Raw genomic sequence first — 12154 nt, 5'->3', positions numbered from 1 at the left:
GGGGCTTTTTGCGTCCTGCTAAGGCAGCGCTCGCTTACACCGGCTTGATGTTAGCGGCTTGCTTGCCCTTCGGGCCAGTCTTAACGTCGAACGTCACTTTCTGGTTTTCTTGCAGCGTCTTGAAGCCTTCCGTGCGGATTTCCGAGAAATGCGCGAACAGATCTTCGCCACCGCCGTCCGGCGTGATGAAGCCAAAGCCCTTTGCGTCATTGAACCACTTGACGGTACCGGTTTCCATATTACTTTTTCCTAACAATGTGTAAAAAAGGCCGAAGCCTTGGGGGAGCGCATGAAAATCAAGGAAGGGTAATAGGACCAACCGGAGTACCGTTGATGGGGCGAAACTACGAAAGACCAATTCACTCGCCACTTGAAATCCTGCTCGCACTTTATAAGGCGAAAGCGATCAAAGGTCAACCCAATCCCGACAAGCTTGGGGGGCTTTTCTAATGTGCTACGCGTAAATGACGGGAATAACGCTTACAAAGCTTGCGGTTTGACCGTTTTTTTTGTAGTGCCTAATCCATTTTGGTGCCATTCGAAGGTTGCAACCGTTAAACTACGCGCCGCGTGGCCGGTTGCACCGAGTGGTACATCGGCCCCCACAGAACGCGTGGCAGCGCCCGTGCCCTGCGCCGAGTCGTCTTGTGAGAGACCGCGCTGACCATGCCTTTTGAGATAGAGGAAGGAGAAGTCGTGAAAAGTTCTATACAACGGAACGTCGGACCGTTTGCACTGATGCTGACAGGCCTGGGTTCCATCATCGGCTCGGGTTGGCTCTTCGGGGCATGGAAGGCCGCCAAAATCGCGGGTCCCGCCGCGGTCTGCGCGTGGATCATCGGCGCTGTCGTGATTCTCGCCATTGCTCTGACGTATGCCGAACTCGGCGCCATGTTCCCGGAATCCGGCGGCATGGTGCGCTACGCGCGCTACTCGCACGGCGCGCTCGTCGGCTTCATCAGCGCGTGGGCGAACTGGATCGCGATCGTGTCGGTGATTCCGATCGAGGCGGAAGCGTCGATCCAGTACATGAGCACTTGGCCCTATGAATGGGCGCATGAGTTGTTCGTCAACGGCTCGCTAACGACAAACGGCCTATTGCTTTCGGCCGTGCTCGTCGTGATCTACTTCATGCTGAACTACTGGGGCGTCAAGGTGTTTGCGCGCGCCAACACGGCCATCACCGTGTTCAAGTTCATCATCCCGGGTGCGACGATCCTCGGCCTCTTGCTGACCGGTTTCCATTCGCAGAACTTCGGCGAAGCCGGCACGTTCGCGCCGTACGGCTGGTCGGCGGTCTTTACCGCGGTGGCGACGAGCGGCATCGTGTTCAGCTTCAACGGCTTTCAGAGCCCGATCAACTTGGCCGGTGAAGCGCGCAATCCGGCCAAGAGCGTGCCGTTCGCCGTGATCGGCTCGATCCTGCTTGCGCTCGTGATCTACGTGCTGCTGCAAGTGGCGTACATCGGCGCGGTGAACCCGAGCGACGTCGCGAAGGGTTGGAGCCACTTCAACTTCAAGTCGCCGTTCGCGGAACTCGCGCTCGCGCTGAACCTGAACTGGCTCGCGATCCTGCTCTACATCGACGCGTTCGTGAGCCCGAGCGGTACCGGCACGACCTACATGGCGACGACCACGCGCATGATCTACGCGATGGAGCGCAACAACACGATGCCGAAGATGTTCGGCAACGTGCACCCGTTCTACGGCGTGCCGCGCAACGCGATGTGGTTCAACCTGATCGTCTCGTTCATCTTCCTGTTCTTCTTCCGCGGCTGGAGCTCGCTGGCGGCGGTGATCTCGGTCGCGACGGTGATCTCGTACCTGACCGGCCCGATCAGCCTGATGTCGTTGCGTCGCGCGGCGACCGATCTCGAGCGTCCGCTGAAGGTGGCGGGCATGAAGGTGATCGCGCCGTTCGCGTTCGTTTGCGCGTCGATGGTGCTGTACTGGGCGAAGTGGCCGCTGACCGGCGAAATCATTCTGCTGATGATCGTCGCGCTGCCGGTGTACTTCTACTTCCAGGGCAAGTCGGGCTGGGCCGGCTGGGGGCGTGACCTCAAGGCGGCGTGGTGGCTCGTGGCCTATCTGCCGTCGATGGCGCTTCTGTCGCTGATCGGCAGCCACCAGTTCGGCGGCCTGGGCGTGCTGCCCTACGGCTGGGACATGCTGATCGTTGCCGTCGTCGCGTTGATCTTCTACTTCTGGGGTATCAACACCGGCTATCGAACCGAGTATCTCGACGAGCGCGAATCGCACGACGAGATTCTCGAGGGGATCGGCGTCTAAGCAGTTGTTAGTTTAGAGACGCGTCCTTGATGCGAAAAGCCCGCCTGAGCGATCAGGCGGGCTTTTGCGTCTGCCGTGAGTCGGTGCGACCTAGGTTATCTAGTTGGCTCCGCCGAACACGTAGTTCGTCATCGCCAGCGAGCGCTGGTAGGTGCCGAGCGATTGGATCTCGAGCGTGTAGTCGTCGTCTGCAGCGCCTAGTGCGGAGAACACCGGCAGCAGATGCTCGTCGGTCGGATGCATCAGCACCGCGTGCGGCGCTTGGCGACGATAGTCGAGCAGCGCGTCGACGTCGCGTTCGGCGAGCTTCGCCTCGAACCAGTCCGTGAACTCATCGACGCGCGGATCGGCATCTTCCGGACGCGCCGAAAAATCCGCCGCACGCAGGTTGTGCGTGATCTGGCCGGAGCCGATCACCATCACGCCGCTGTCGCGCAGCGGTCGCAACGCGCGCCCGATCTTGTAGTGATGAGCGGCATCCATGCGCGGCTGAATCGACAGCTGCGCGACCGGAATATCCGCGTGCGGGAACATCAGCAGCATCGGCACCCAGGCGCCATGGTCAAGACCGTGCGTTTCGGTGCCGGCCGCGATCCCTGCTTCCGCGAGCAGTGCCACCGCTTGCTGCGCCACCTCGGGCGCGCCGGGCGCCGGATACTGGATCTCGTACAGCGCGCGCGGAAAGCCGTAGAAATCGTGAATCGTCTCGGGCTTTTCGGCGGTGCTGGCGACCGGCGCCAGCGTGCCCCAATGCGCCGACAGCATCAGAATCGCGCGCGGACGCGGCAGATGCTGGGCAAGCGACGCGAATTCGGCGGACGGCAGCGACGGATCGATCGGCAGCGTCGGCGCGCCGTGAGACAGGTAGACAGAAGGAAGACGGGACATCGCAGCAGGATCGCGTCGAGCGCGATCGGGAAAGTGAAGTTGCTACGACTATAGACGCGCGCTCCCGTTTGATAAACGGGGCAAAACGAATTTGATTGTGTCGCGTGCGTTGCCAATCAACCGTCGACGCCACGCATCCCTTGCCACACCGGCACATGCGGCGTGCCGATCGCGAACATGTCGAGCACCCGCGCGACCGTGTGATCGACCATCTCGTCGATCGACGCCGGGTTGTTGTAGAACGCAGGCAGCGGCGGAAAAATGACGCCGCCCATTTCAGTCACGGCCGTCATGTTGCGCAGATGCGCGAGGTTCAGCGGCGTTTCGCGCACCATCAGCACGAGGCGGCGGCGTTCCTTGAGGGTCACGTCCGCGGCGCGCGTGATGAGGTTGTCGGAGAGGCCGTGCGCGATGCTGGCGAGCGTTTTCATCGAGCAGGGCGCGACGATCATGCCGTCGGTCGCGAACGAGCCCGACGCGATGCTCGCGCCCACGTCGCGCACCGAATGCACGACATCGGCGAGCGGATGGATATCGTCTTTGGAGAGCTGGAGTTCGTGCTGGATGTTGAGCCAGCCGGCGCCGGAGATCAGCAGGTGGGTCTCGACGCCGCCCGCGCGCCGCAGCGTCTCGAGCAGGCGCACGCCATAGATGGCGCCAGTGGCGCCGGTGATCGCGACGATCAGCCGGCGCGGCGGCATGCTGGGTGTGTCCATCGAACTTGCCGCTGGCCGGTAGCGTGAAGCGAGGCGGACGGCTTTACGCCGCTGCGAACAGCTGCTGCAGTTCGCCGGACTGGTACATCTCCATCATGATGTCCGAGCCGCCGACGAATTCGCCCTTCACGTAGAGCTGCGGAATGGTCGGCCAGTTGGAGAATTCCTTGATGCCCTGGCGGATGTCGTCGTCTTCGAGGACGTTGACGGTCTTGAACTGATCGACGCCGCATGCCTTCAGGATCTGCACCGCACGGCCCGAAAAGCCGCACATCGGGAATTGCGCGTTGCCTTTCATGAACAGCACGACGGCGTTCTCGTCGACGATTTGCTTGATGCGTTGTTGCGTTTCCATGAGGGGCCTTGCGTTTTGTAGGGTAGAGATAGATCGAAATGATAGCGGAATTCGTCCGGCCGGGCTGAGCGTGGCGCGGGCCTCAGCGGGGCCGGTGGCGCCGGCTGGCGCGTTCGCGCCGTTCATTCGCCGTTCGTCCCGCCGTGCTTCCAAACGCCGCCGCTGATGCGTTCGATGGCGGCGAGATCGGCGCGCGAATGGACGTTTTCGAAGCCTTGCGCCGCGAGCAAAGCGCACACGTCGGCGGCTTGGTCGTAGCCGTGTTCGATCCACAACTGGCCGCGTGACACGAGGCGCTCGCCCGCGCCCGCCACGATGATGCGGATCGCAGACAGGCCGTCCGCTTCGTCGGTGAGCGCGCCGCGCGGTTCGAAGCGCAAGTCGCCCTCAGTCAGATGCGGATCGCCGTGCCGGATGTAGGGCGGATTGCTGACGATCGCGTCGAACGCGAGCGCGGGATCGAGCGCCGTGTACCAATCGCTTTGCAGGAGCTGCAGTGCGCCGCCGGGACGCTTGGCGTCGAGCAGCTTGGCCGCGTTGCGCGTGGCGACAGCCAACGCTTCGGCCGAGCGGTCGAGCGCCCAGACTCGCGCGTCGGGCCGCGCCGACGCAATCGCCACCGCGATCGCGCCGGTACCCGTACCGAGGTCGAGCGCGCGCGGCGCCGTGATGCCTTCGAGCGCGGCAAGCGCCGTTTCGACCAGCAGCTCTGTCTCCGGACGCGGAATCAGCACGTGCGGCGTCACTTCGAATTCGAGGCCGAAGAACTCGCGTGCGCCGACGATCTGCGCGATCGGCTCACCGGCCGCGCGGCGCGCTTCGAGCGCCCGATACTGCGCGCACGCGGCTTCGGCGAGCGGCTCGTCGCCCCGCGTGATCAGCTCCGTGCGACGCCAACCCAGCGCGTGCGTCAGCAGAATCCGCGCTTCGAGCGCGGGCAGCGTCGATGCGCGTAGCAGCGAGGCAGCGGTTTGCGGCATGCGTCCAGCTTCGTCGGTGGCGTTCATCGGCAAGCGGCTCGAATCGGAAGACGTCGCGCGAACTCAGTCCGCGTCGCCCAGCGAAGCCAGCAGCTCCGCCTGATGTTCGCTGACGAGCGCGGCGATCAGATCGTCGAGATCGCCGTCCATGATGGCTTCGAGCTTGTACAGCGTCAGGTTGATGCGGTGATCGGTGAGCCGCCCCTGCGGGAAGTTGTAGGTGCGAATCCGCTCGGACCGGTCGCCCGAGCCGATCAGGCTCTTGCGCGTCGCGGCTTCCTTCGCGTGCTGCTCGTGGGACTGCTTATCTTTGATGCGCGCGGCGAGCACCTTCAGCGCGCGATCCTTGTTCTTGTGCTGCGAGCGGTCGTCCTGGCATTCGACGACGATCCCGGTAGGCAAGTGCGTGACGCGCACCGCCGAGTCCGTCTTGTTGATGTGCTGGCCGCCCGCGCCCGACGCGCGGAACGTATCGATGCGCAGGTCTGCCGGATTGATCTCGACTTCACCGATCTCGTCGGCTTCCGGCATCACCGCGATCGTGCACGCCGAGGTATGGATGCGGCCCTGCGTCTCGGTCGCCGGCACGCGCTGCACGCGGTGCCCGCCCGATTCGAACTTGAGCCGCGAGTACGCGCCCTGGCCCGCGATCCGCACGATCACTTCCTTGTAGCCGCCGAGATCCGACCCGCTCTCCGACATCATTTCGACCTGCCAGCGTTGCCGCTCGGCAAAGCGCAAATACATGCGCAGCAGATCGCCCGCGAACAGCGCCGACTCGTCGCCGCCCGTACCCGCGCGGATTTCGAGGAAGATGTTGCGCTCGTCGTTCGGGTCTTTCGGCAGCAGCATCGTACGCAGCTCGCCTTCGAGCTGGCCCATCCTTTCGCGTGCGCCGCGCACTTCCTCTTCGGCAAAATCGCGCATCGACGCGTCGGCGAGCAGTTCCTGCGCGGTCGCCGAATCGGTGAGCGCCTGCCGCCAGCGCGCGTAATGCTCGACCACCGGCCCGATTTCGGCGTGCTCGCGCGTGAGCTTGCGGTATTGGTCGAGGTTCGACGTCACGTCTTCGCGGCTTAGCAGGTCATTGAGTTCGGCCAGCCGGTTGGTGAGCTGGTCGAGCTTGAGTTGCATGCTCGTTTTCATGGTGTGGAGCGGGGCTCCCGGGTAGGCTGCAAATCTGAAATGGTGGGGCGGAGCGGCCGCGGCGGGGAATCGGTGGATCAGTCTGGCTCGATCAGTCTGCCTGCGGGCTCCCGGAGCGGAGCAAGGATGCGAGGCAGCGCCGCTAACGGTCTGAAGAGTTCGAGTGTTTGTAGAAGCCGCCCATCAGCTCGATGAGCGTATCGCGGTTGTCGCTGCTGGCGCGATTGAGCGCGTGCGTCGGGCCGTGGATGAGCTTGTTGGTCAGCGATTGCGACATCGCTTCGAGCACCACTGCGGGATCGTCGCCGCGAGCGAGCATCTTGAGCGCCCGCTCGACTTCCGCTTGGCGCAGCAAATCCGCTTGCGTGTGCATGTGGCGGATCACCGGCACGATGCTGCGCGCGTCGAGCCATTGCATGAAATTGGCGACGCGCGTCTCGATGATCGTCTCGGCTTGCGCGACGGCCGCCTGCCGAGAGGCGTTGCCTTCGCGCACGATCGCGCCGAGATCGTCGACGGTGTAGAGGAACACGTCTTCGAGCTTCGCGACTTCGGGTTCGATATCGCGCGGCACGGCCAGGTCGACCATGAAGATCGGACGGTGGCGGCGCGCCTTCACCGCGCGCTCGACGGCGCCCAGGCCGATGATCGGCAGCGTCGACGCCGTGCAGGACACGATGATGTCGAACTCGTGCATCCGCGCGGGCAATTCGGAGAGCGGGATCGAGCGGCCGTTGAAGCGCTCGGCGAGCTTCGCGCCGCGCTCGGCGGTGCGGTTCGCGATGACCAGCTCACGCGGTTGCTGAGCCGCGAAGTGCGTGGCGCACAGCTCGATCATTTCGCCGGCGCCGATGAAGAGCACGCGCTGGTTCGCGATCTTGTCGAAGATCCGCTGCGCGAGCCGCACGGAGGCGGCGGCCATCGACACCGACTGCGCGCCGATCTCGGTGGTGCCGCGCACTTCCTTGGCCACCGAGAACGTGCGCTGGAACAGCTGATTCAGATACGTGCCGAGCGCGCCCGCTTCGGACGCCGTGCGCACGGCGTCCTTCAATTGTCCGAGGATTTGCGTTTCGCCGAGCACCATCGAGTCGAGCCCCGACGCGACGCGGAACGCGTGGCGCACCGCTTCCGATTGCGGCAGCGCGTAGACGTGCGGCGCGAGTTCGCCGACCGAAACCCCGTGATACTTCGACAGCCATTCGATCGCGGCTTCGCGCGCGGTGCGGTCATCGGTCGCACAGTAGAGCTCGGTGCGGTTGCAGGTGGACAGGATCGCGGCTTCGGGCGCGTTCGGCGCCGCGCTGCCGAGCCAGAGGTCCTTGAAGGTCGCGAGAGCCGGTTTGATCTGGTCGAGCGGAAACGCCACGCGTTCGCGCAGGGCGACTGGCGCTGTGTGGTGGTTGATTCCGATCGTCAGAAGTTGCATGTGCGGGGCTGCATTGGACCCTGGCCGTGGATGCGGCAAGGCTATGATTCAGGCCGATATTATAGCGTTTCTATGCTGCTTTCTTTTTCGTCGCGATCGGCGCCTCCGGGGCTCCTGGTGCCTTTGGCCCCTTTAGTCCTTTTGGCCGGGGGCTCGGCGAAGAGCCGGTCGAGCTGATAGCCGAAGCCGTACAGCGGGCTCAGGCTGTAGCCGCGTTCCGGATGGAGCTGCAGCTTGGTTCGCAAGCGCGAGGCGTGGGTGTCGAGCGTGCGCGATTTCAGATCGCGCCGCGTCGCCCAAACCGACTCCAGAATATGGGCGCGCGAAACCGGGCGCCCGAGGTTCGCGAACAGCAAGAGCGCGAAGCGGCATTCCTTCGGCGTCAAGGCGACGAACTGGCCGTCGAAACGTGCTAGACCGCGCGCGACGTCGAACGCATACTCGCCGAACCGCCCGCGCGACGGGCTTGGCGGGCGGCGCACCGCGGCGCGGCGCAAGAGCGCGTCGACGCGCGCGAGCAGCTCGGGGCCGCGCGCCGGCTTGGAGATGCAGTCGTCGGCGCCCGCATGAAGGCTGGCGACGATTTCGCTTTCGCGCGGCGCGTGGATCATGACCATGGCCGGCAGGCCGGGCAGGATCGCGCGGGCGGCCAGGATGACGTCTTCGGACGGTAAATCGCCCGCCCACTGGTCAGTAATGAGAAGATCGCAGGTTTGCGTGTCGATCCACGCGAAGAAGTCGCTGCTGTTGGTGAAAGGCTGGCAAGTATGGCCGCCGGCGAAAAGCAGGCGGTCCATCACTTCAGCGTGGCGGGAATCCGGTTCGATAAGGGCGATTCGCATGGATGGGCGTCAGCGTCGGCGCGCGTGCTTGCTTAACATTCTTCAGACCCCTAAACTCGACCGCTGCACGGAACAATGCTGTGCTGATCTTTTCGTTAAATGAGATAAGAATGCTATTAAGGCGTCCGGGCGGTGCCTATGGGATTAGTCTGAAAATAAAGCGGAGGTGCCGCTAATGGGCTGGCCCGGAATCGTCGTACTCGGCGCCGTCGTCGGCTGGCTCGGCTGGTGGCTTCATCCGCTGCGCCGCGCGGGCCGCGCCCGTCCTTGGGTTGCCGTGCTGATCGGGGTCGCGGCAGCCGGCGCCGCCAAGATGGCCGGCAGTGCGACAGGCCTTTTCTATGACGGCGACACGCTCGAATGGCCGATTTGCACGGCCATCGCCCTTCTCTCCGTTGCCGTGACGGTCGGCTTGGTCTCCCGTCGATGAACGCTTGCAGGCTACACAATGAATATCCGACTTCCTGAATCCGCTGCGCTCGGCGAAACCATTCCCGAGCGGCTGGCGCGGCTGCGCGGCGCGATGGCGCGCGCGGGGCTCGCCGCCTATATCGTTCCGACTGACGATCCGCATCTCTCCGAATATCCGCCTGAGCGCTGGCAAAGCCGTCAGTGGCTATCGGGCTTCGACGGCTCGGCGGGCCTGCTCGTCGTCACCGCCGATTTCGCCGGCCTCTGGACCGATAGCCGCTACTGGGTTCAGGCCGAGGCTCAATTGGCGGGCAGCGGCGTGCAGTTGATGAAGCTGCTGGCTGCCCAGCCGATCTACGCGCATGTCGATTGGCTGGCGCAGAACCTGCCGGCTGGGGCGACGGTGGGCGTCGACGGCGCGGTGCTCGGCGTCGCGGCGGCGCGCGTGCTGACCGACAAGCTCTCGGCGCGCGGCATCGCCGTGCGGACCGAGGCCGATTTGCTCGACGAGATCTGGCCGGGCCGCCCGGCGTTGCCGGACGTGGCGGTCTACGAGCACGCCGCGCCGCACGCCGGCGACACGCGCGCGGAGAAGCTCGCGCGCGTGCGCCGCGCGATGCAGGAAAACGGCGCGCAATGGCATTTCGTCTCGACGCTCGACGACCTCGCGTGGCTCATGAATCTGCGCGGCGCCGACGTGACCTACAACCCGGTGTTCGTCGCGCATGCTTTGATCGGGCTCGATGGGGCGTCGCTCTTCATCGGCGACGGCAAGGTGCCGCGAGAAACCGTCGAGGCGCTCGCCCGCGACGGCGTGCGCGTCGAGCCGTATCGGAAAGCCACCGGCGCGCTCGCCACCTTGCCGGCCGGCTCGACGTTGCTGTTCGATCCGCGCCGCATCACGTACGGCCTGCTGCAGACAGTGCCGGCGTCCGTGAAAGTCGTCGAGGCGGTCAATCCGTCGACGTTCGCCAAATCGCGCAAGACGGCGCGTGAAGCCGAAAACGTGCGGGCGACGATGGAACAGGACGGCGCCGCGCTCGCCGAGTTTTTCGCGTGGTTCGAAAGCGCGCTCGCCAAGGGCGAGACGATCACCGAGCTCACCATCGACGAGCGCCTGACGGCGGCGCGGGCGCGCCGGCCGGGCTTCGTGTCGCTGAGCTTTTCGACGATCGCGGGCTTCAACGCAAACGGCGCGATGCCGCACTACAAGGCGACCGCCGCGTCGCATTCGACGATCGAAGGCAACGGCCTGCTGCTGATCGATTCGGGCGGCCAGTACCTGAGCGGCACGACGGACGTCACGCGGGTCGTGCCGGTCGGCACCGTAACGGCTGAGCAAAGGCGCGACTTCACGGTCGTGCTCAAGGCGATGATGGCGCTCTCGCGCGCGCATTTCCCGCGCGGCATCCGCTCGCCGATGCTCGACGCGATCGCGCGTGCGCCGATCTGGGAAGCCGGATTGGATTACGGCCACGGCACCGGTCATGGCGTCGGCTATTTCCTGAATGTCCACGAAGGCCCGCAGGTGATTTCGCACTACGCGCCGGCCGAGCCGTTCACGGCGATGGAAGAGGGGATGATCACGTCTGTCGAGCCGGGCGTTTACCGGCCGGGCAAGTGGGGCGTGCGGATCGAAAACCTCGTGCTGAATAGCGTCGCGCAGGAGACGGCGTTCGGTTCGTTCCTCAAGTTCGAGACGCTGACGCTGTGTCCGATCGATACGCGCTGCATCGAGCTGCCGCTGTTGCGCGAGGACGAGCGTGCGTGGCTCAACGCGTATCACGAGAACGTGTGGACGCGCGTGTCGCCGCACGTATCGGGCGACGCGAAGGCGTGGCTCGAAACGCGCACCCAGCCCATTTGATCGAAGCGCTAAACGGAAAAACGCAACACCTACAAAAGGAATCGCGATATGGCCGGCGTCGGAGTGATCGTCATCGATATGCAGCAAGCCCTGCTCGCCGGCGCCACGCCGGCCTACCGCGTGGCGGCGGTGGTGGACGGAATCAACCGTCTGACTGCCGCGGCCCGCAAGGCGAAGGCGCCGGTCTGGTTCGTGCAGCATGCCGACGACGATGAGCTCGCGCCGAACAGCGACGGCTGGCAGCTCCACCCCGAACTCATGCTTGAAGATACGGATCGGCTCGTGGGCAAGCGTTACGGCGATTCGTTTCACGAGACGCCGCTGCAGTCGCAGCTCGAGCGCGACGGCATCGATCGCGTCGTGATTTGCGGCTACGCGAGCGAGTTTTGCGTCACCACGGCTGCCCGCCGTGCGTCATTGCTCGGCTACCGGACGACGGTGGTCTCCGATCTGCATACCACGCAGGGCCAGCCGCATCTCACCGCCCAGCAGATCGTCGCGCATCAAAACTACGTCTGGGAGCACAGCTCGCTCACCGGCAATCCGATCTCGGTGCGCCCGCTCGCCGACGTGCTGAGAGCGGAGTTCGCATGACCATCAAAGCGGTCGTCTTCGATTTCGGCGGGGTGCTGATCGACTGGAGCCCCGAGTACGTCTATCGCCAGCTGATTCCCGACGAAGCCGAGCGCCGCTGGTTTCTCACACACGTCTGCGCGATGGATTGGGTCGTGCGGCAGGACGGCGGCCAGCCGATCGCGGAAGGCACCGCGGAATTGATCGCGAAGTTTCCCGAGCACGAAGTGCTGATCCGCGCGTTCTACGAGCGCTGGCAGGAGATGATCGGCGGCGTGCTGGACGAGGGCGCCGCGACGGTCGAGAAGCTCGACGCGGCCGGCGTGCCGCTCTTCGGGCTGACGAACTGGTCGGCGGAGACGTTTCCGTACGCGTGGGAGACCTTTCCGATTCTGCGGCGCTTCAAGGACATCGTCGTCTCGGGCCGCGTGAAACTGGTGAAGCCGGACCCGGCCATCTTCCACGAGATGGCGAGCCGCATCGAACCGCATTTGCCCGGCATCGAGCCGCACGAAATCGTCTTCATCGACGACAACCGCAAGAACGCCGACGCCGCGGCGGCGCTTGGCTGGCACGGCGTGCATCACACGAGCGCCGCGGCGACCGAAGCGCGCTTGCGCGAGCTGGGGCTGCCAGTCTGAGGTTTGAAGCGGCGTGG

General features: G+C 64.7%; 13 protein-coding genes. 5 read left to right on the top strand and 8 right to left on the bottom strand.

The features are described 5' to 3' along the window. Positions 1 to 34 precede the first annotated feature (34 nt). Positions 35 to 238: a cold-shock protein gene (locus FAZ95_RS19585; RefSeq protein ID WP_137333962.1), complete on the bottom strand. Its 204-nt coding sequence runs from the start codon at positions 236 to 238 to the stop codon at positions 35 to 37. Between the two features lie 458 nt (positions 239 to 696). Here FAZ95_RS19585 and FAZ95_RS19580 point away from each other — a divergent pair, with 458 nt between their 5' ends. Then, positions 697 to 2289 carry an APC family permease gene (locus tag FAZ95_RS19580; RefSeq protein WP_137333961.1) on the top strand — a complete coding sequence of 531 codons (1593 nt, stop codon included), beginning with the start codon at positions 697 to 699 and terminating at the stop codon, positions 2287 to 2289. A 99-nt stretch (positions 2290 to 2388) separates the two neighbouring features. On the opposite strand, the gene FAZ95_RS19575 is transcribed toward FAZ95_RS19580, so the two are convergent. From FAZ95_RS19575 to FAZ95_RS19545, 7 genes are all read right to left on the bottom strand, one after another. Beyond that, a complete protein-coding gene (locus FAZ95_RS19575) occupies positions 2389 to 3177 on the bottom strand; it encodes a DODA-type extradiol aromatic ring-opening family dioxygenase (protein WP_137333960.1) in 789 nt (262 codons plus the stop codon). A gap of 116 nt (positions 3178 to 3293) precedes the next feature. Continuing rightward, a complete protein-coding gene (locus FAZ95_RS19570; protein WP_137333959.1) occupies positions 3294 to 3893 on the bottom strand; it encodes a UbiX family flavin prenyltransferase in 600 nt (199 codons plus the stop codon). 43 nt (positions 3894 to 3936) lie between these two features. Next, complete coding sequence (grxD, locus tag FAZ95_RS19565; protein ID WP_137333958.1) at positions 3937 to 4248, bottom strand: Grx4 family monothiol glutaredoxin; 312 nt, start codon at positions 4246 to 4248, stop codon at positions 3937 to 3939. A gap of 122 nt (positions 4249 to 4370) precedes the next feature. After that, positions 4371 to 5255 (bottom strand): peptide chain release factor N(5)-glutamine methyltransferase, encoded by an 885-nt coding sequence (gene prmC / locus FAZ95_RS19560; RefSeq protein WP_137333957.1) that lies wholly within the window; start codon positions 5253 to 5255, stop codon positions 4371 to 4373. 36 nt (positions 5256 to 5291) lie between these two features. Then, positions 5292 to 6374 (bottom strand): peptide chain release factor 1, encoded by a 1083-nt coding sequence (gene prfA / locus FAZ95_RS19555; protein ID WP_137333956.1) that lies wholly within the window; start codon positions 6372 to 6374, stop codon positions 5292 to 5294. Positions 6375 to 6516: 142 nt separating this feature from the next. Continuing rightward, positions 6517 to 7803 carry a glutamyl-tRNA reductase gene (gene hemA / locus FAZ95_RS19550; RefSeq protein WP_137333955.1) on the bottom strand — a complete coding sequence of 429 codons (1287 nt, stop codon included), beginning with the start codon at positions 7801 to 7803 and terminating at the stop codon, positions 6517 to 6519. A 59-nt stretch (positions 7804 to 7862) separates the two neighbouring features. Next, a complete protein-coding gene (locus tag FAZ95_RS19545) occupies positions 7863 to 8645 on the bottom strand; it encodes a response regulator transcription factor (RefSeq protein ID WP_137333954.1) in 783 nt (260 codons plus the stop codon). A 175-nt stretch (positions 8646 to 8820) separates the two neighbouring features. Here FAZ95_RS19545 and FAZ95_RS19540 point away from each other — a divergent pair, with 175 nt between their 5' ends. The 4 genes from FAZ95_RS19540 to FAZ95_RS19525 are packed head-to-tail and all read left to right on the top strand — an operon-like array spanning position 8821 to position 12137. Then, positions 8821 to 9075, top strand: coding sequence for a hypothetical protein (locus FAZ95_RS19540; RefSeq protein WP_137333953.1), 255 nt, complete (start codon positions 8821 to 8823; stop codon positions 9073 to 9075). 18 nt (positions 9076 to 9093) lie between these two features. Further along, positions 9094 to 10923 carry an aminopeptidase P family protein gene (locus tag FAZ95_RS19535; RefSeq protein ID WP_137333952.1) on the top strand — a complete coding sequence of 610 codons (1830 nt, stop codon included), beginning with the start codon at positions 9094 to 9096 and terminating at the stop codon, positions 10921 to 10923. Positions 10924 to 10971: 48 nt separating this feature from the next. Next, entirely contained in the window at positions 10972 to 11517 is a 546-nt protein-coding gene (locus tag FAZ95_RS19530) for a cysteine hydrolase family protein (protein WP_137333951.1), read from the top strand. Beyond that, positions 11514 to 12137, top strand: coding sequence for an HAD family hydrolase (locus FAZ95_RS19525; protein WP_137333950.1), 624 nt, complete (start codon positions 11514 to 11516; stop codon positions 12135 to 12137). The genes FAZ95_RS19530 and FAZ95_RS19525 overlap by 4 nt, the downstream gene beginning before the upstream one ends. Positions 12138 to 12154 lie beyond the last annotated feature (17 nt).

The sequence above is a fragment of the Trinickia violacea genome (assembly GCF_005280735.1).
Classification (GTDB): Bacteria; Pseudomonadota; Gammaproteobacteria; order Burkholderiales; family Burkholderiaceae; genus Trinickia_A; species Trinickia_A violacea.
This window is presented reverse-complemented; position numbering and strand designations above follow the sequence as displayed.